Consider the following 17,234-nt stretch of genomic DNA (forward strand, 5'->3'; position numbering starts at 1 on the left):
GCTTACGCGATGCCTGAGAGGTTCATCCCCCAGAAAACCGCAAATGACATCAGGAGAACGGCCCCTTTGCAGAAAAATTTCTGTAAAGGGCCGTTCTTTCTTGCTTTTTTTTCGATTTGATAGTAAAATAAAGTGTAAAACTATCTGCGGTGGTCGGAGCACCCCCGGCAGAGCGGTTTTTCTGCAACTTTGTTGACAGCGGACGCAGCTCCGCTTTGAATATTACGAGGCCGGAGGAAACGAAGGCTTCGTATAGCTGCACAACTTTTTTCATTTTAATTAAAGGAGTGCACAAACGATGAAAGGTATTATTCTCGCCGGCGGCGCCGGCACCCGGCTTTACCCGTTGACCATGGTCACCAGCAAACAGCTGCTGCCTGTCTACGACAAGCCGATGATCTACTATCCTCTGTCCACCCTCATGCTGGCGGGCATCCAGGATATCCTTATCATTTCGACCCCCACTGACACGCCCCGTTTCGAGGCGCTGCTGGGCGATGGCAGCCAGTACGGCATCCATCTGCAATATAAGGTCCAGCCCTCTCCCGATGGCCTGGCACAGGCATTCATTCTGGGTGAGGAGTTCATCGGCGACGACTGCTGCGCCATGATCCTGGGCGACAACATCTTCTACGGCAACGGCTTCTCCAAGATCCTGAAGACCGCTGCCTCCAACGCCGAGACCAAGGGCCGCTGCACCGTGTTTGGCTACTACGTACCGGACCCGGAGCGCTTTGGCATCGTCGAGTTCGACGCCAACGGCAAAGTCCTGAGCGTGGAGGAAAAGCCGGAGCACCCGAAATCCAACTACGCCATCACCGGCCTGTACTTCTACAACAAGGAAGTCGTCCAGATGGCAAAGCAGGTCAAGCCCTCTGCCCGCGGCGAGCTGGAGATCACCACCCTGAACGACATGTACCTCAAGAAGGGCGAGCTGGACGTCCAGCTGCTGGGCCGCGGCTTTGCCTGGCTGGATACCGGCACGATGGACAGCCTGGTGGATGCCGCCGACTTCGTGCGGATGATCGAGAAGCGGCAGGGCATCAAGATCAGCGCCCCGGAGGAGATCGCTTTCAAGTATGGCTGGATCGACCGCGACACGCTGCTGGAGAGCGCAAAGCGCTATGGCAAGAGCCCCTATGGCCAGCACCTGAAGAATGTGGCCGACGGAAAACTGAGATACTAAGAGGAGACCGCACATGAAAATCATCGTTACTGGCTGCAAGGGTCAGCTGGGCACCGAGATCATCAAGCAGCTCCGCGAGGGCCGCAGCGAGATCGGCCCCATCCCCGAAAAGCTGCAGAGCGCGACCGTCATCCCTGTGGACCTGCCCGAACTGGACATCTCCAACTACAAGATGGTGGATGACTTCATCCGCCGTCAGCGCCCGGATGTCATCATCAACTGCGCTGCCTACACCAACGTGGACGGCTGCGAGGTGAACCACGACGCGGCCTTCAAGGCAAACGCCCTCGGCCCCCGCAACTTGGCACAGGCTGCCACCAAGACCGGTGCCCGCCTGGTCCATGTCTCCACCGACTACGTCTTCTCCGGCCGCGAGAACGGCGGCATCGCACAGGATGAGGCCACCCTTCCCGGCCCCATCAGCGCCTACGGCTCCACCAAGCTCATGGGCGAGAAGTACGTGGAGCAGTTCTGCCACCGCCACTTCATCGTCCGCACGGCCTGGCTGTACAGCTACTATGGCAAGAACTTCGTCAAGACCATCGTGAACGCGGGCAAAAAGTTCGGCAAGCTGGAAGTCGTCAACGACCAGTGCGGCAACCCCACCAACGCGGTGGACCTGGCCCACGAGATCCTGCAGCTCTGCGTCACCCATGAGTACGGCCTGTATCACTGCACCGGTGAGGGCATCTGCTCCTGGTATGATTTCGCCTCCGAGATCATCCGCCTGTCCGGCGTGGACGCAACCGTGGCCCCCTGCACCAGCGAGGAGTACAAGGCCAAGCACCCCGAAAGCGCCGACCGCCCCAAGTGGAGCGCTCTGGACAACCGGATGCTGCGCTGCACCGTCGGCAACGAGGTACGCGACTGGAAGGCTGCCCTGGCCTGCTTCTTTGAGCACTGGGACGGCGAGAATGGGATGAAGTAAACCCTCTCAGGCCGCTTCACGTCCAGCTCTCCCGAAGGGAGAGCTGTCACCGCAGGTGACTGAGAGGTTGTATCAAAAAACGAAACAAATTGTTTTGAGGAAAGAATCAAACTATGAAAAAATATCTGATCACCGGCTGCGCCGGCTTTATTGGCTCGAACTTTGTGCATTATATGCTTAAGAAGTACCCGGAGATCCTGCTGGTCAACCTGGATAAGCTGACCTATGCGGGCAATCTGGAAAACCTGAAGGATGTTGAGGGCGACCCCCGCCACGTCTTCGTGCAGGGCGATATCTGCGATAAGGAGCTGGTCGAGGGCCTGTTCGCAAAGTACGATTTCGATTACGTCATCAACTTTGCCGCAGAGAGCCACGTGGACCGCTCCATCAAGAACCCGGAGATCTTCGTCCAGAGCAACGTCATGGGCACGGTGAACCTGCTGCAGCGCGCCAAGGAGGCCTGGTATGACGCCGAGGCCAAGACCTGGAAAGAGGGCAAGAAGTACCTGCAGGTCTCGACCGACGAGGTCTATGGCGCTCTGGGTGCCGAGGGCTTCTTCATGGAGACCACCCCGCTGTGCCCCCACAGCCCCTACTCTTCCTCCAAGGCCAGCGCCGATATGTTCGTCATGGCATTCCACGACACCTACGGGATGCCCATCAACATCACCCGCTGCTCCAACAACTACGGCCCCTATCAGTTCCCGGAGAAGCTGATCCCCCTGATGATCAACAACGTCAAGCACCACAAGCAGCTGCCCGTCTACGGCGACGGAATGCAGATCCGCGACTGGCTGTATGTGGAAGACCACTGCAAGGCCATTGATATGGTCTGCAACGGCGGCAAGATCGGCGAGGTCTACAACGTCGGCGGCCACAACGAGCGCCCCAACATCTTCATCGTCAAGACCATCATCGAGCAGCTGCACGACCGCCTGAAGGATGACGGCATCAGCGAAGACCTCATCAAGCACGTTGCCGACCGTCTGGGCCACGACCGCCGCTATGGCATCGACCCCACCAAGATCAAGAACGACCTGGGCTGGTATCCGGAGACCCCGTTCGAGAAGGGCATCGTCCTGACCATCGACTGGTACCTCGACCACGAGGAGTGGATGGAGCACATCACCAGCGGCAACTACCAGAAGTACTACGAGGAAATGTACAAGAATAAGTAAGCGCTTGTAAGCCCTCGGAATCGCAAAACCAAAAGGAGCACCCCTCTGCATGATGCAGGGGAGTGCTCCTTTTTTGGTTGGTTCAGGAAAACCTCAGCCCAGGCTCACGCCCATCCGGCGGGCGACGGTGAGCAGCTCACAGCCTTCGGGGACGTTGCGGGTCTTGCCGGCGATGTCCTCCAGACGGTTGGCGGTGACATGGCCGTTGACCAGAGCGACGGTCACGCCGTAGCGCTCGATCTCCACCAGCTTGGCGGCGTAGCTGCCGAACTGGGTGGCCAGCACACGGTCATAGGCGCTGGGGCTGCCGCCGCGCTGCATGTGGCCGGGGATGCAGACGCGGGTCTCCATGCCGGTCTTCTTCTGGACGGCGGCGGCGATGCGGCTGGTGGCGGTGGTGTAGCCCGCCTCGGCGCGCTTGGCGGTCCATTCCTTCCGCTTCAGTTTGGCCTCTTCCTCGTTCAGGGCACCCTCTGCCACGGCGATGATGGAGAAGTTGGAACCCTTCTTGGCGCGGCGCTCCACCGCACCGCAGACGCGGTCGATGTCATAGGGCATTTCGGGCAGCAGGATGATGTCTGCGCCGCCGGCGATGCCGGAATAGAGGGTCAGCCAGCCGGCCTTGTTGCCCATGATCTCGATGCACATCACGCGGCTGTGGCTGCCTGCGGTGGTGTGGATGCGGTCGATGACGTCGGTGGCGATGTCCACAGCGGTGTGGAAGCCGAAGGTGACGTCGGTGCCGTAGATGTCGTTGTCGATGGTCTTGGGCAGGCCGATGATGTTCAGGCCCTCCTGAGAGAGGAGGTTGGCGGTCTTGTGGGTGCCGTTGCCGCCCAGGCAGAGCAGACAGTCGAGCTTTGCGTCCTTATAGGTCTTCTTCATGGCTGCGACCTTGTCGATCTTGTCTTCTTCCACAACGCGCATCAGCTTGAAGGGGGTGCGCTTGGTGCCCAGAATGGTGCCGCCCAGCGTCAGGATGCCCCGGAAGTCGTCTTCCGTCATCTCCTTGTAGTCGCCGGTGATCAGGCCATGGTAGCCGTTCAGGATGCCCACGATCTCGACGCTGTCGCCCATCCGGGCATACAGAGCTTTTGCCACGCCGCGGATGGTGGCGTTCAGGCCGGGGCAGTCGCCGCCGGAGGTCAGGATGCCAACACGTTTTTTCATCTCGTAATATCCCTCGTTTTCTCTGAATTTCCCACTCGTGCAGGAGAAGTTTGTACTATAAGAGTATTCCCAAAGCGGGGCGGTGTCAAGAGTTGGAACATAAAAATCGCGTGAAATCGCGCAGAGAATTTGCCGGAAAAACTTCGGCAAAAAAGTTCTGAAAAAGTGTTGACAAGAAGGTGGTTTGATAGTATAATATCCCTTGTCAGCAGCGAGCAACGCTCCTGACAAAACAAAATATTGGGGATTTGCATAGTGGTAGTGCGGTAGACTCTGACTCTACTTGTGGGAGTTCGATTCTCTCATCCCCAACCAGACCGCAGCCGAAAAGCTGCGGTATTTTCGGGGCATAGCGCAGTTGGTAGCGCGCTTCGTTCGGGACGAAGAGGCCGTGGGTTCAAATCCCGCTGCTCCGACCAAAAAAGACCAGACGGATAAAAATCCGTCTGGTCTTTTTTCATCTTCGCAGCGGGATTTGAACAGGGCGGCCTTGCAAAGCAAGGCAAGCAATCAGCCCTGAGGGCTGTTGCTTAGCCCGCGGGTCCTGGACCAGTAGGAATGTCGAACAAGGGGACTGCTGCTGCATTTCTGCCTTTGCAGCGGGATTTGCAGTGACACTGTCCGCAGCGGGATTTGAACAGGGCGGCCTTGCGAAGCAAGGCAAGCAATCAGCCCTGAGGGCTGTTGCTTAGCCCGCGGGTCCTGGACCAGTAGGAATGTCGAACAAGGGGACTGCTGCTGTATTTCCGCCTCTGCAAGCGGGATTTGAACAATTTCCCCTGATATGTTACAATAGAGTCACTATCTGCAACGGAGGAAAATTCGATGCTCAAACGTCTGCGCAAAAACCATCCGCTCGGCTACTGTGTCGGGGCGGAGGTGCTGTTTCTGGGAAGTCTGGTCCTAACGTCGATCCTTGTGGTGTTTTTGCTGATGCTGTTTCGCTTTGATTTGAACGATGCGGACGACTATCTGCTGGGCTGCATCCAGGAGCTGGTCGGCGTCGGCGTGGCCGTGCTGCTGCTGAAGCGCACCGGCAAGGCGCAGCTGCTGCGAAAGCGGGGCTGCGGCTTCTTCAACGGCCTGCTGGTGGGAATGTATCCGCTGGCCCTGCTGGCGTACACGCTGTACACAAAGATCCTGTTCGGCCTGCCGGAAGACGGCACGCTGCTACCGCTCTGGCGCATCCTGAGCTTTCTGGCCAATATGATGCTGGTGGGCATCGCGGAGGAGTTTTTGTTCCGTGGCGTCATCGCGGAGACGCTGCTGGAGCACTTCGGCACGAGCCGTGGCGGCATCTGGAAAGCCTGCCTGCTGTCGGGTCTGCTGTTCGGCTGCGCCCACCTGACGAATCTGCTGTCCAGTGCGCCGCTGGGGGTGCTGATGCAGTGTATCTTCGCAGCGTCGCTGGGGGTGCTGTATGCGGCCATCTACTTCCGCACCGGCAACCTCTGGGTCACGGTGTTCTTACATGGCGGCATGGACATCATCTCCATGCTCGTCGGCGGGCTCTACGGCACCGAGAGCGTGGCCGAGAGCGTGAGCAGCTACGATGCCTCGATGCTGCTGTCGGTGCTGGTCTACCTCATCCCGGCGGCGATCCTGCTGCGGAAAAAGAAGATCGGTGAAGTGAAGCTCTACTTCCAATATTAAGGGACAAACGAAGACCCGCCCACCCGATGAAATGTCGGATGAGCGGGTCTTTTCTTGTGCGGGAAAACTTCCGGTTACATCTTCTCCGGAACGTTGATCTTGAACATGGTCAGCACATTGCAGATGACGTTCTTGACGCCGATGCAGAGGGCCAGGCGGGCCTGCTGGACGGCGGGGTCTGCGCCCTGGATGCGGCAGCTGCCGTAGAAGCGGTGGAAGGCGCTGGCGAGGTCGATGACGAAGCGGTTGATCCGGCTGGGGTCGTACTTCTCAGCGGCCATGACGATCTCCTGCGGGAAGGCGGCCAGCATCCGGATGAGGTCCATCTCGGAGGGCTCGGTCAGCAGGGTGGCATCCACCTGGTCGGCACCCGCAAAGGCGACACCCTCGCTCTCCATCTTCTTGAGGATGGAGCAGATGCGGGCGTGTGCATACTGGACGTAGTAGACCGGGTTGTCGTTGTCGGTCTTGACGGCCTGGTCGAGGTCGAAGTCGATGCCGCTTCCGGCGTCGTGCATGTTGAACAGGAAGCGGGCGCTGTCGATGGGCACCTCTTCCAGCAGGTCGGTCAGGGTGATGGCGTTGCCGGTGCGCTTGGACATGCGGACGGGCTGACCGTCGCGCATCAGGTTGACCATCTGCATCAGCACGACGTCGAGGTCATTGCCGTTCAGGCCGATGGCGTCCATGGCACCCTTCATGCGGGCGACATGGCCGTGGTGGTCTGCACCCCAGACGTCGATGGCCTTGGCAAAGCCGCGGGTGGCCAGCTTGTTGTAGTGGTAGGCGATGTCGGCGGCAAAGTAGGTGGGGATGCCGTTGGCGCGGACCAGAACTTCGTCCTTGGCCTCTTCCTCGGTGCCGTCCTCGGTCTTCTTCTTGTTGACGGTGCCGTACTTGGCGGCGTACTGGGCGCTGCGGTACATGACGGCACCATCCTCGGCCTTGTAGCAGGCACCCAGCTCCAGCAGCTTTTCGACCACAGCCTTGACAGCGCCGGACTCGTGCAGGGTGCTCTCGTGGAACCAGACATCGTAGTCGATGCGGTACTTGCCCAGGTCGCGCTTGAGGGCCGCGATGTTCTTGGGCAGTGCGTAATCCACGAGGGCGTTCTTCAGGGTCTCGAACGCTTCGCTGGCAAACAGGGTCTCTTCGTCCATGCCCTGGCAGGCGGCCACATAGCAGTCGCCGTGCAGGTCGGCAAATTCCCCGGCCAGCACCTTGATGTCGCCGCCCTGGTAGCACTCAGCGGGCAGGGGATAGGCTTCCTCGCCGCAGAACTTCTGCAAATAACGGACGGCCAGGCTCTTGCCGAATTTCTGGATCTGGTTGCCTGCGTCGTTGATGTAGAACTCGCGGGTCACATCGTAACCGGCCCAGTCCAGCACGGCGGCCAGGCAGTCGCCCAGAGCGCCGCCGCGGGCGTTGCCCATGTGCATGGGGCCGGTGGGGTTGGCAGAGACGAACTCCACGTTGTACTTGGCACCCTTGCCGTAGTCGGTGCGGCCGTAGTCCTTGTTGGCGGCAGCGCCCAGCACGACGCTGGCCCAGAAGGCCGGAGCCAGGAACAGGTTGATGAAGCCGGGGCCGGCCACCTCCACCTTGGCGAAGACGCTGCCCTCGATGGAGGGCAGGTGGGCGATGAGGGCGTCGGCGATCATCCTGGGAGCCTTGCGCCAGGTGCGGGCACCGGCCATGGCCAGGTTGGAGGCGATGTCACCGTTCTTGGTGTCGGCGGGGATCTCCACGATGAAAGCGGGCAGCTCGGCTTCGGGCAGGGTGCCGTCGGCCATGGCAGCCTTGGCCGCAGCGGTCAGCAGCGCGCGGGCCTCGCTCAGGGCAGCCGAGCGGGGGTTGTAGTTCTGGTAGGTCTTTTCGAATTCAGTCATTGTTTTATCCTTTCACGGGCTGACCCTCTCAGGCCGCTTCGCGTCCAGCTCTCCCAAAGGGGAGCGCTTTTCGCAAACGAGAGAAACCTTGCACTCGAAAGCACGGATGGAGAGGGTGAACCGCTTTAATTTGGCTTTTGCACGGAAATTTCCAGCGTGTTGCGGTTGATGATGGAGATGGGGTCGTCGGCGTCCAGCAGATAGCTGAATCGGGCCGTGCCGCCCGTTTCGGTCAGGCTGCACTCAATGCCGTCGCCGGTCACGCCCAGCGTCAGGGAGCCGACCTCGGTCTCATAGTGGCAGATGCTCCGGCGGTCCCGCTCGATGATGAGCTGGGCGTTGGCCGGGCCGAACCGGAGCAGGCCCACCCGGCTGCCGTCGGCTGCGATCTTGATGGTGGTGGTGCAGCCGGCAAAGCCGATGGTCTCGGTTTCTTTATAAGTGATATAGTAGGTGTCGCCCTTTTTCACGAAGCTGCCGTAGGTCATCAGTTCGATGCGGTCATCCTCGTCCACCCGGACGGGCTGGGTGTGCTCGAACTGCTCCGAGCGGCTCTTGATGCGGATGATGAAATCTTCCTTCACGTTCGTTTGTCCTTCGCTTTAGTATTTGTCGATGGCGATCTGCTCCACCGGCCCTCCCTTGTACTCGCCGAGGAAGAGGTCTGCCGTCTGCGAAAAACTGTCCGGCGTGTCGCTGACGTAGAAATGCGCCTGCCCGGCGGGGTGGTTGGCCCGCAGACCGCGCTCGCTGAGGGTGCGTTCCAGATGGTGGGCGGCGGTCTTGGCCGGGTCCACCAGCACGACGTCCCGGCCCATGAATTCGCCGATCATGGTCTTGATGAGGGGATAGTGGGTGCAGCCCAGAATGAGGGTGTCCACCCCGGCATCCCGCACCTCGGTCAGGTACTGGGCGATGACGAGCCGGGTCACTTCCTGCTTGTCTTCGGCGCTGTGGTCCACGTAACCGGCCTCCACCAGCGGCACAAAGAGCGGGCAGGGGCGGGCCGTGATCTCCACGCCCGGCACCAGTTTGCGCAGCAGGGTCTCATAGCTGCGGGAGCGGATGGTGGCCGCGGTGCCGATGACGCCGATGCGGCGGTTGCGGGTGGAAAAAGCGGCCTCCCGCGCAGCCGCATCCACGACGCCCAGGTAGGGCACGGGCAGCAGCGCCGCCTCGGCGGCGGGGTAGGTGCTGGACACCGTGCCGCAGGCAGCCATGATGCACTTGACATTCTGGGACAGCAGGAACGCGATGTCCTGCCGGGCATACTGCAGGATGGTCTCCGGGCTGCGGCTGCCGTAGGGCACACGGCCGGTGTCGCCGAAGTAGACGATGTTCTCGTGGGGGAGCCGCTTGCGCAGCTCCTTCACGCCGGTCAGGCCGCCGAGGCCGCTGTCAAATACGCCGATGGGGCGGTTATCCATGCTGCTTTTCCGTCCTTTCCAGCGCCAGTTCGATCAGGTGGTCGATCAGGGCGGGCACAGGGGTGCCCTCGTGCTCCATGAGCTTGGGGTACATGCTGATGGGGGTGAAGCCGGGGAAGGTGTTGATCTCGTTGATCATCACCCGGTTGGTGCCATGCTCCACGAAGAAGTCGCAGCGGGCCAGGCCCTCGCAGTTCAGGGCTGTGTAGGCCATGGCGGCGTAGGTCTTTACCTCGTCGAGCTTGGCCTCGTCGAGCCGGGCCGGGATGACCACTTGGCTCACGCCGTTCTTGTACTTGTCGTCGTAGGTGTAGAACTCGGCACCGGCCAGAATCTCGCCGGGGCGGGTGGCCACAGCGGGGTCGGAGCCGATGACGGCACACTCGACCTCATGACCGTCCACGAAGGCTTCAAAGACGACCTTGCGGTCGTTCTCCAGAGCCAGCCGGATGGCGTCCTTCAGCTCGGCGCGGTCGTGTGCCTTGGTGATGCCGACGCTGGAACCGGCGTTGGCGGGCTTGACGAAGATGGGCCAGCCCAGCTTCGCGATGGCACCGTCGCAGACGCCTTCGAGGTCGGATTCGATCTCCCAGCGGTTGGCAGCCAGCCACCGGGTGTGGGGGATGCCGGCGGCGTCGAACAGAGCGTTGGCCACCGCCTTATCCATGCAGACGGCGCTGGCCAGAACGCCGCAGCCCACGTAGGGGATACCGGCCAGCTCCAGCAGGCCCTGCACCGTGCCGTCCTCGCCCCACAGGCCGTGCAGGGCCGGGATGACGACATCCACGTGCAGCTTTTCCACCTGGCCGGAAGGAGCGAACAGGATCATGCCGTGGTCGGCACGGTCCGGGCTAATGACACAGGGCATGTTGCCGGGCAGCTCTTCCCAGCTGCCGTCGGCCATCTGGGCGCTGGAAGCCTCGGTGCACAGCCAGCGGCCCTCTTTGGTGATGCCCACGGTCAGCACTTCGTAACGGCTGGGGTCGAGGTTGTCAACGAAGGTCCCGGCGGACACGCAGCTGACCTCGTGCTCGCTGGACATGCCGCCGAACAACACGACGACACAGAGTTTCTCTTCAGATTGCATCATGATCTCTCCTGATCGTACGGCCGGAAGGCCGGAATTTCTCTATATAGGTATAGACGCTGTTATTATACAATATCTATGCGCGGGATGCAAGCGGGCAGAACCAGAAAGAAGCAAAAGAAAAATTTTTCAAAAAAGTTGAAAAACCGCAGAAAATCCGCTTGACGGATGGAAAAAGACGTGATACAATGATAACACCTCTTTTGCGGGGTTATTAAGTGCGCCCTGTTTTGAAGGCGCTCCCGCAAGCCGAGGGAGGTTCAAAACAACCGTTATAATGGAGGTGTCAACAAATGACCGTTAAAATCACTCTGGCCTGCACCGAGTGCAAGCAGCGCAACTACAACACCACGAAGAACAAGAAGAACAACCCCGATCGTCTTGAGATGAAGAAGTACTGCCGCTTCTGCAAGAAGCACACCGTTCATCGCGAAACCAAGTAAGAAAGGCGGACGACATCATGGCAGACAAAACCGAGAAAAAGCCGGGCTTTGTGGCCAGAATGAAGGCCGCCGTGAAGGGCTTCTGCAACCGCGTTGCGAAGTTCTTCCGCGACACGAAGAGCGAGCTGAAGAAGGTCGTGTGGCCGTCCAAAGAGGACACCAAGACCAACACCGTCGTCGTGCTCGTCACCGTGGCGATCGCTGCCGTTGTCATGATCGCGCTGGATGCCATTTTCGGCGGCATCCTGGGCCTGATCATCGGCGCATGAACATCTTGAAACGGAGGTTTGAAAAATGGAAGATCAGTCCAATGAAGCCCTCTGGTATGTAGTCCATACCTATTCCGGTTACGAGAATAAGGTTGCAACGGACCTGCAGACCATGGTCGAGAACCGCCGTCTGCAAGACCTGATCTGTGACATCAAGGTCCCCACCGAGATGGTCCCTGAGATCAAGGACGGCAAGGAGCGTATGGTGGAGCACAAGCTGTTCCCCGGTTACGTTCTGGTCAAGATGGTCATGAACGACGATACCTGGTATGTGGTGCGCAACACGCGCGGCTGCACCGGCTTCGTCGGCCCCGCATCCAAGCCCGTCCCGCTCTCCGCTGAGGAGGTCGAGAAGATGGGCGTCGAGAAGGCAGCTCCGCTGACCGTCGATTTCAAAGTCGGCGACACCGTGCAGATCACTGCCGGCCCCCTGGAAGGCTTTATGGGCCTTGTGGAGGGCATCGACACCGAGAGCTTCAAAGTCAAGCTCAAGGTCAACATGTTTGGCCGCGAGACGCCCGCTGAGGTGGACATCGCGCAGGTCGAGCTGCCGTAACCAACCGGCATCCGTTTACCAAGGTAAGACCGCAGTGCGGTTCTTATAGAGCGTGTGCACCGCGCACATGCTCGTGGGAGGCGCCTACACGGCGCCGCAACTCACCACAGATTTTTGGAGGTGCATTTATCATGGCACAGAAAGTTACTGGCTACATTAAGCTGCAGATCGAGGCCGGCAAGGCGACTCCGGCTCCCCCTGTTGGCCCTGCTCTGGGTCAGAAGGGCGTCAACATCATGGCCTTCACCAAGGAGTTCAACGAGCGTACCAAGAACCAGATGGGTTATGTCATCCCCGTCGTCATCACCGTTTACGCTGACCGCTCCTTCAGCTTCATCACCAAGACTCCTCCGGCAGCCGTTCTGATCAAGAAGGCCGCTGGCATCAACACCGCTTCCGGTAAGCCCAACAAGGAAAAGGTTGCTTCTCTGACCGCTGCTCAGGTGGAAGAGATCGCGAAGACCAAGATGCCCGACCTGAACGCTGCTTCTCTGGAAGCTGCATGCAGCATGGTCCGTGGCACCTGCCGCTCCATGGGCATCACCGTCGAGGGCTGAGACAACAACAGTGGGAGGGCATAAAACTGCCCGCATGACCACATAGGAGGATATACAATGAAACATGGCAAGCACTATGTCGATGCTGCGAAGCAGATCGATTTTTCTAAGCTGTATGATATGAACGAGGCTCTGGAGCTGGCTTGCAAGACCGCTTCTGCCAAGTTCGACGAGACCGTTGAGCTGCACGTCCGCCTGGGCGTTGACGGCCGCCACGCTGACCAGCAGGTCCGCGGTGCTGTCGTTCTGCCCAACGGCACCGGCAAGACCGTCCGCGTCTGCGCCATCGCAAAGGGCGCTGCTGCCGCTGCTGCTGAGGCAGCCGGCGCTGACATCGTTGGTGATGATGAGCTGATCGCCCGCATCGCCGGCGGCTTCATGGACTTCGACGTTGTTGTCACCACCCCCGACATGATGGGCCGCGTCGGCCGTCTCGGTAAGGTGCTGGGCCCCCGCGGCCTGATGCCCAACCCCAAGGCTGGTACTGTTGCTCCCGATCTGGGCAAGGCAGTCACCGAGGCCAAGGCTGGTAAGATCGAGTATCGTCTGGACAAGCAGAACATCATCCATGTCCCCGTGGGCAAGGCTTCCTTCGGTGCAGAGAAGCTGTACACCAACCTGGATACCGTTATGAGCGCCATTGCAAAGGCAAAGCCTGCTGCTGCAAAGGGCACTTACTTCAAGAGCGCTACCATCGCCACCACCATGGGCCCTGGCATCCGTCTCAACACCCTGAAGTACGGTGTCTGATTTGAAGAAATAAAACCTCTCAGTCTGCGCTTTGGCGCAGCCAGCTCCCCTATTAGGGGAGCCAAAGAGAGGAAAATAAAAAATCTTCAAAAAAGCACTTGACAACACCGCGCGTTTGCGGTAAAATAATCATGCTGTTTTTGAGACAGCAGGTGCTGGAACCCAGCGTAAGGCTAAGCCGCCTGCCGAGAAACGCGCATAATGTTGTTTTATGCCTCTTTCTCGGATACAGTGCGGGAAAGAGGCTTTTTTGATCCCTGAGTTTCAGTGTTCGATACAAGTTTTTGAAACGAGGTGAAACCGAATGCCCAGTGCAAAGATTCTTTCTGAGAAGCAGGCTTATGTCGCTGATCTGAAGGCAAAGTTTGAGAGTGCGGTTTCCGGCTGCGTCGTCGCTTACGGCGGCATTAACGTCGAGAACGACACCAAGCTCCGTAAGGAGCTGCGTGAGGCAGGCGTCGATTATATGGTCGTGAAGAACACCATGCTGCGTCTGGCTGTTAAGGGTACCTCTCTGGAGGGCCTGGCTGAGCAGTTCAAGGGCGATACCGCTATCGCTTTTGCTCACGAGGAAGATCCCATGTCCGCTGCCCGCATCCTGTGCAAGTATCAGGATGGCGATAAGTCCAAGAAGTTCGTCGTCAAGGCTGGCTTCATGGAAGGCAAGGTCATGGACGCTGCCGAGACCAACGCCATCGCAAAGCTGCCCAACCGCGAAGGCATGCTGTCCATGTTTGCAGGCGCCCTCACCAGCACTCTGTCTGGTCTGGCCGTTGCAATGCAGGCTTATGCCGACAAGCAGGAAGAGCCCGCTGCTTAATTGCTGCGTGACTGCTGCTTAACAATCTGAAATCAACAAACACAAAACCATTTATATTGGAGGGTTATTACCATGGCTTCTGAGAAGATTACTGCCATCATCGACTCCGTCAAGGAGCTGTCCGTCCTGGAGCTGAAGGAACTGATCGACGCTTACTGCGAAGAGTTCGGCGTTTCCGCTGTTGCTGCTGCTGCTCCCGCTGCTGCTGGCGCTGCTGCTGCCGCTGAGGAAGAGAAGACCGAGTTCGACGTCATCCTGGCTGAGGCTGGCGCTACCAAGATGCAGGTCATCAAGCTGGTCAAGGAGATCACCGGTCTGGGCCTGAAGGAGGCTAAGGCTATCGTTGACGGCGCTCCCAAGGCTGTCAAGGAGAAGGCTTCCAAGGCTGAGGCTGAGGACATCAAGAAGAAGCTGGAAGAGGCTGGCGCTAAGGTTGAGATCAAGTAATTTGATCCCCCTGAACGTTCTTTCTTGAATTTCGATTCTTGAAATGAAGGCACTCTCGTCGAAAGGCGAGGGTGCCTTTTTTTGTTGTTTCCTCTTGACAGATGAAACACAACATGATATGATTTTGATATCAGATAGAAACACTTCCAGACCCGATAAGGAGGGATCTTACATGGAAGAGAAGATCTTGCAAACGAAGAAGAACGGAATGACGATGCTGCTGCTGACCTTGCTCGGCTATGTTGCGGCCATCATCGTGTTCGTGCTGGGTGGGATACTGCTCACGGCAGAACATAACGTGCCGGGCGTGATTTTGATGGTGCTGAGCATCGTCTATGGCATCGTCGGCATTTTCCTGCTCTGCGGCCTGAAGGTGCTGAAGCCGGAGGAAGCATTGGTGCTGACCCTCTTCGGCGACTACATCGGCACCCTGAAAGGGGAGGGCTTCTATTGGGTGAATCCCTTCTGCACCTCCGTCAACCCCGCCGCGGGCACAGTGCTGAGCCAGAGCGGCGACGTCCAGAAGATGCCTGTCGTGCAGGCGAGCCGGGAGCAGGATGGCAAAAAGATCTCCCTCAAGATCATGACCCTGAACAACTCCCGCCAGAAGATCAACGACTGCCTGGGCAACCCGGTCGAGATCGGCATTGCCGTCATCTGGCGCGTGACCGATACCGCGAAAGCCGTCTTCAATGTGGACAACTACAAAGAGTACCTGTCCCTTCAGTGCGACAGCGCCCTGCGCAACGTCGTGCGGGTCTACCCCTACGATGTGGCCCCCAATGTGGACACCACCGGTGACGGCATCGCCGACGAAGGCAGCCTGCGCGGTTCGTCCGAGGTCGTGGCCAAGCGCATCCAGGACGAGATCCAGAAAAATGTGACCGAGGCCGGCATCGAGATCATCGAAGCTCGCATCACCTATCTGGCCTATGCGCCGGAGATCGCAGCCGTCATGCTGCAGCGCCAGCAGGCCAGCGCCATCATCGACGCCCGTAAGATGATCGTGGACGGTGCCGTCGGCATGGTGGAAATGGCACTGGAACGCCTGAATGAAAACAAGGTGGTAGAGCTCGACGATGAGCGCAAGGCAGCAATGGTCTCCAACCTGCTGGTCGTGCTCTGCGGCAACCGTGACGCTCAGCCCATTGTGAACAGCGGCAGCCTCTACTGATGGCAGCAGAACCCAAAAAACAGATCCCGCTCCGCCTGAACGCAAAGCTCTACGAAGCCCTTGCCGCGTGGGCTGAAGATGATTTCCGCTCGGTGAACGGGCAGATCGAGTATCTGCTCACCGAGTGTGTGCGTCAACGGAAGAAGAATGGCAAGTATGTCTCAGATGAGATCGACCTGCCGCCGGAACTGGATCTCAAATAAGAGAAGGGAACCTTTGGAAAAAATGCTTTTCAGAGGTTCCTTTTTTCATGAAAAAGGGGAGTTGCTTCACCTTTCAGTCAAAATAGACACATTTCCACCGGGATACGGGGAAAGTTTGTTAATAAATTATCTATCTTCTGTCCTTGCAAACCACACAGTTTTTGTTTATAATAGAAGTGTACGGGGAGGCAAGCCCCGATAACGAGTGAAATTCGATTCCGATGAAAAGAATTTGAGAGGAGTTTATTACCATGGGTTTAGGTAAGAAGACGATCGACGACGAGAATTACTGCGGCAAGAAGGTTCTGGTCCGCTGCGACTTCAACGTCCCGATGAAGGACGGCGTCATCACCAACGAGAACCGCATCAACGCAGCTCTGCCCACCATCCAGAAGCTGCTCAATGATGGCGCAAAGGTCATCCTGTGCAGCCACCTGGGCAAGCCCAAGAACGGCCCTGAGGCAAAATTCAGCCTGGCTCCCGTTGCAGCTGCCCTGAGCGCAAAGCTGGGCAAGACCGTTGTGTTCGCAGATGACGACAACGTCGTGGGCGAGAACGCAAAGGCTGCTGTGGCTGCCATGAACAACAGCGACGTTGTCCTGCTCCAGAACACCCGTTTCCGCAAGGAAGAGACCAAGAATATGCCGGAGTTCTCCGAGGAGCTGGCTTCTCTGGCGGACGCATATGTGGACGACGCTTTCGGCAGCTGCCATCGTGCACACTGCTCCACCGCCGGTGTCACCGACTACGTCAAGGATACCGCTGTCGGTTACCTGATGGAGAAGGAGATCAAGTACCTGGGCAATGCTGTCAACGACCCGGAGCGTCCCTTCACCGCCATCCTGGGCGGCGCAAAGGTCGCCGATAAGCTGAACGTCATCTCCAACCTGCTGGAGAAGGTCGATACCCTGATCATCGGCGGCGGCATGGCTTACACCTTCATCAAGGCACAGGGCTACGAAGTCGGCAAGAGCCTGTGCGATGACTCCAAGCTGGACTACTGCAAGGAGATGATGGCAAAGGCTCAGGAGAAGGGCGTCAAGCTGCTCCTGCCCGTCGATGCCGTCTGCATCAAGGACTTCCCCGATCCCATCGACGCACCCGTCGAGACCACCGTTGTGCCCGTGACCGCAATGCCTGCCGATATGGAAGGCTGCGACATCGGCCCGGAGAGCACCAAGCTGTTTGCTGAGGCCGTCAAGGCTTCCAAGACCGTTGTCTGGAACGGCCCCATGGGCGTCTTCGAGAACCCGACTCTGGCAGCAGGCACCCTGGCTGTGGCACAGGCGATGGCTGAGAGCGGCGCTACCACCGTCATCGGCGGCGGCGACAGCGCAGCAGCAGTCCAGCAGATGGGTCTGGGCGATAAGATGACCCACATCTCCACCGGCGGCGGCGCTTCTCTGGAGTATCTGGAGGGCAAGGAGCTGCCCGGTATCGCTGTCATCCAGAACGCATAATTCGCGCTCGCAACAGCAGGATCGAGGTGCGGCGGCA

19 protein-coding genes, 2 tRNA genes and 1 other annotated feature are annotated in these 17,234 nt (G+C 58.8%); of the genes, 16 read left to right on the forward strand and 5 right to left on the reverse strand.

Features of this window, described 5'->3' with window-relative positions; all coding sequences use genetic code 11:
- Window positions 1-298 precede the first annotated feature (298 nt).
- The 3 genes from rfbA (at window position 299) to rfbB (ending at window position 3,292) form a co-directional block, all read left to right on the forward strand.
- Window positions 299-1,186 (forward strand): glucose-1-phosphate thymidylyltransferase RfbA, encoded by an 888-nt coding sequence (gene rfbA / locus DWY95_RS01320; RefSeq protein WP_118551699.1) that lies wholly within the window; start codon window positions 299-301, stop codon window positions 1,184-1,186.
- 13 nt (window positions 1,187-1,199) lie between these two features.
- Entirely contained in the window at window positions 1,200-2,114 is a 915-nt protein-coding gene (rfbD, locus tag DWY95_RS01325) for a dTDP-4-dehydrorhamnose reductase (protein ID WP_118551701.1), read from the forward strand.
- Window positions 2,115-2,227: 113 nt separating this feature from the next.
- Complete coding sequence (rfbB, locus tag DWY95_RS01330) at window positions 2,228-3,292, forward strand: dTDP-glucose 4,6-dehydratase (protein ID WP_097792653.1); 1,065 nt, start codon at window positions 2,228-2,230, stop codon at window positions 3,290-3,292.
- 93 nt (window positions 3,293-3,385) lie between these two features.
- Here the strand turns inward: rfbB and DWY95_RS01335 are convergent, their stop codons facing one another.
- The gene (locus DWY95_RS01335) at window positions 3,386-4,462 is read right to left on the reverse strand and encodes an ATP-dependent 6-phosphofructokinase (protein ID WP_097792652.1); all 1,077 of its coding nucleotides are present in this window, start codon (window positions 4,460-4,462) and stop codon (window positions 3,386-3,388) included.
- Between the two features lie 241 nt (window positions 4,463-4,703).
- Here DWY95_RS01335 and DWY95_RS01340 point away from each other — a divergent pair.
- The 3 genes from DWY95_RS01340 (at window position 4,704) to DWY95_RS01350 (ending at window position 6,115) form a co-directional block, all read left to right on the forward strand.
- Window positions 4,704-4,777: transfer RNA gene (locus DWY95_RS01340), tRNA-Gln, on the forward strand.
- 28 nt (window positions 4,778-4,805) lie between these two features.
- Window positions 4,806-4,881 (forward strand) — tRNA-Pro (locus DWY95_RS01345).
- Window positions 4,882-5,287: 406 nt separating this feature from the next.
- On the forward strand, window positions 5,288-6,115 hold the full coding sequence (locus DWY95_RS01350; protein ID WP_118551703.1) for a type II CAAX endopeptidase family protein: 828 nt from the start codon (window positions 5,288-5,290) through the stop codon (window positions 6,113-6,115).
- Between the two features lie 74 nt (window positions 6,116-6,189).
- Here DWY95_RS01350 and argS read toward each other — a convergent pair whose 3' ends face one another.
- The 4 genes from argS to DWY95_RS01370 all read right to left on the reverse strand — a co-directional run bounded on the left by argS (window position 6,190) and on the right by DWY95_RS01370 (window position 10,518).
- On the reverse strand, window positions 6,190-8,004 hold the full coding sequence (gene argS, locus DWY95_RS01355) for an arginine--tRNA ligase (protein WP_118551705.1): 1,815 nt from the start codon (window positions 8,002-8,004) through the stop codon (window positions 6,190-6,192).
- Window positions 8,005-8,129: 125 nt separating this feature from the next.
- On the reverse strand, window positions 8,130-8,588 hold the full coding sequence (locus DWY95_RS01360; protein WP_118551707.1) for a DUF1934 domain-containing protein: 459 nt from the start codon (window positions 8,586-8,588) through the stop codon (window positions 8,130-8,132).
- 18 nt (window positions 8,589-8,606) lie between these two features.
- The gene (murI, locus tag DWY95_RS01365) at window positions 8,607-9,431 is read right to left on the reverse strand and encodes a glutamate racemase (RefSeq protein WP_097792648.1); all 825 of its coding nucleotides are present in this window, start codon (window positions 9,429-9,431) and stop codon (window positions 8,607-8,609) included.
- A complete protein-coding gene (locus DWY95_RS01370; protein WP_097792647.1) occupies window positions 9,424-10,518 on the reverse strand; it encodes a D-alanine--D-alanine ligase family protein in 1,095 nt (364 codons plus the stop codon). The genes murI and DWY95_RS01370 overlap by 8 nt, the downstream gene beginning before the upstream one ends.
- Before the next feature lie 293 nt (window positions 10,519-10,811).
- Here DWY95_RS01370 and rpmG point away from each other — a divergent pair, with 293 nt between their 5' ends.
- The 10 genes from rpmG to DWY95_RS01420 all read left to right on the forward strand — a co-directional run bounded on the left by rpmG (window position 10,812) and on the right by DWY95_RS01420 (window position 17,197).
- A complete protein-coding gene (rpmG, locus tag DWY95_RS01375) occupies window positions 10,812-10,961 on the forward strand; it encodes a 50S ribosomal protein L33 (RefSeq protein WP_005920501.1) in 150 nt (49 codons plus the stop codon).
- 17 nt (window positions 10,962-10,978) lie between these two features.
- A complete protein-coding gene (gene secE / locus DWY95_RS01380; RefSeq protein ID WP_097792646.1) occupies window positions 10,979-11,230 on the forward strand; it encodes a preprotein translocase subunit SecE in 252 nt (83 codons plus the stop codon).
- Window positions 11,231-11,255: 25 nt separating this feature from the next.
- Window positions 11,256-11,786, forward strand: coding sequence for a transcription termination/antitermination protein NusG (gene nusG, locus DWY95_RS01385; protein WP_097792645.1), 531 nt, complete (start codon window positions 11,256-11,258; stop codon window positions 11,784-11,786).
- A gap of 131 nt (window positions 11,787-11,917) precedes the next feature.
- Window positions 11,918-12,343 carry a 50S ribosomal protein L11 gene (gene rplK, locus DWY95_RS01390; RefSeq protein WP_118551709.1) on the forward strand — a complete coding sequence of 142 codons (426 nt, stop codon included), beginning with the start codon at window positions 11,918-11,920 and terminating at the stop codon, window positions 12,341-12,343.
- A 57-nt stretch (window positions 12,344-12,400) separates the two neighbouring features.
- Entirely contained in the window at window positions 12,401-13,093 is a 693-nt protein-coding gene (rplA, locus tag DWY95_RS01395) for a 50S ribosomal protein L1 (RefSeq protein ID WP_118551711.1), read from the forward strand.
- Between the two features lie 121 nt (window positions 13,094-13,214).
- Window positions 13,215-13,354: a sequence feature (ribosomal protein L10 leader region), on the forward strand.
- Window positions 13,355-13,397: 43 nt separating this feature from the next.
- A complete protein-coding gene (gene rplJ, locus DWY95_RS01400) occupies window positions 13,398-13,913 on the forward strand; it encodes a 50S ribosomal protein L10 (protein WP_097792643.1) in 516 nt (171 codons plus the stop codon).
- A gap of 72 nt (window positions 13,914-13,985) precedes the next feature.
- Window positions 13,986-14,360 (forward strand): 50S ribosomal protein L7/L12, encoded by a 375-nt coding sequence (rplL, locus tag DWY95_RS01405; protein WP_055189512.1) that lies wholly within the window; start codon window positions 13,986-13,988, stop codon window positions 14,358-14,360.
- Between the two features lie 172 nt (window positions 14,361-14,532).
- Window positions 14,533-15,534 (forward strand): SPFH domain-containing protein, encoded by a 1,002-nt coding sequence (locus DWY95_RS01410; RefSeq protein ID WP_118551713.1) that lies wholly within the window; start codon window positions 14,533-14,535, stop codon window positions 15,532-15,534.
- Entirely contained in the window at window positions 15,534-15,737 is a 204-nt protein-coding gene (locus DWY95_RS01415) for a PTS ascorbate transporter subunit IIC (RefSeq protein ID WP_097792641.1), read from the forward strand. Before DWY95_RS01410 ends, DWY95_RS01415 begins: the two co-directional genes overlap by 1 nt.
- A 251-nt stretch (window positions 15,738-15,988) precedes the next feature.
- Window positions 15,989-17,197 carry a phosphoglycerate kinase gene (locus tag DWY95_RS01420; RefSeq protein WP_118551715.1) on the forward strand — a complete coding sequence of 403 codons (1,209 nt, stop codon included), beginning with the start codon at window positions 15,989-15,991 and terminating at the stop codon, window positions 17,195-17,197.
- Window positions 17,198-17,234: the final 37 nt, after the last annotated feature.

The organism is Faecalibacterium sp. AF28-13AC (genome assembly GCF_003478405.1).
Classification (GTDB): Bacteria; Bacillota; Clostridia; order Oscillospirales; family Ruminococcaceae; genus Faecalibacterium; species Faecalibacterium prausnitzii_E.

Coding starts and splice junctions, on each gene's coding strand:
- rplJ (WP_097792643.1), top strand. CDS start 13,398: ATGCCCAGTGCAAAGATTCTTTCTGAGAAGCAGGCTTATGTCGCTGAT.
- rplA (WP_118551711.1), top strand. CDS start 12,401: ATGAAACATGGCAAGCACTATGTCGATGCTGCGAAGCAGATCGATTTT.
- nusG (WP_097792645.1), top strand. CDS start 11,256: ATGGAAGATCAGTCCAATGAAGCCCTCTGGTATGTAGTCCATACCTAT.
- rplK (WP_118551709.1), top strand. CDS start 11,918: ATGGCACAGAAAGTTACTGGCTACATTAAGCTGCAGATCGAGGCCGGC.
- DWY95_RS01420 (WP_118551715.1), top strand. CDS start 15,989: ATGGGTTTAGGTAAGAAGACGATCGACGACGAGAATTACTGCGGCAAG.
- rplL (WP_055189512.1), top strand. CDS start 13,986: ATGGCTTCTGAGAAGATTACTGCCATCATCGACTCCGTCAAGGAGCTG.
- DWY95_RS01415 (WP_097792641.1), top strand. CDS start 15,534: ATGGCAGCAGAACCCAAAAAACAGATCCCGCTCCGCCTGAACGCAAAG.
- secE (WP_097792646.1), top strand. CDS start 10,979: ATGGCAGACAAAACCGAGAAAAAGCCGGGCTTTGTGGCCAGAATGAAG.
- argS (WP_118551705.1), bottom strand. CDS start 8,004: ATGACTGAATTCGAAAAGACCTACCAGAACTACAACCCCCGCTCGGCT.
- rfbA (WP_118551699.1), top strand. CDS start 299: ATGAAAGGTATTATTCTCGCCGGCGGCGCCGGCACCCGGCTTTACCCG.
- DWY95_RS01350 (WP_118551703.1), top strand. CDS start 5,288: ATGCTCAAACGTCTGCGCAAAAACCATCCGCTCGGCTACTGTGTCGGG.
- rfbB (WP_097792653.1), top strand. CDS start 2,228: ATGAAAAAATATCTGATCACCGGCTGCGCCGGCTTTATTGGCTCGAAC.
- rpmG (WP_005920501.1), top strand. CDS start 10,812: ATGACCGTTAAAATCACTCTGGCCTGCACCGAGTGCAAGCAGCGCAAC.
- rfbD (WP_118551701.1), top strand. CDS start 1,200: ATGAAAATCATCGTTACTGGCTGCAAGGGTCAGCTGGGCACCGAGATC.
- murI (WP_097792648.1), bottom strand. CDS start 9,431: ATGGATAACCGCCCCATCGGCGTATTTGACAGCGGCCTCGGCGGCCTG.
- DWY95_RS01335 (WP_097792652.1), bottom strand. CDS start 4,462: ATGAAAAAACGTGTTGGCATCCTGACCTCCGGCGGCGACTGCCCCGGC.
- DWY95_RS01410 (WP_118551713.1), top strand. CDS start 14,533: ATGGAAGAGAAGATCTTGCAAACGAAGAAGAACGGAATGACGATGCTG.
- DWY95_RS01370 (WP_097792647.1), bottom strand. CDS start 10,518: ATGCAATCTGAAGAGAAACTCTGTGTCGTCGTGTTGTTCGGCGGCATG.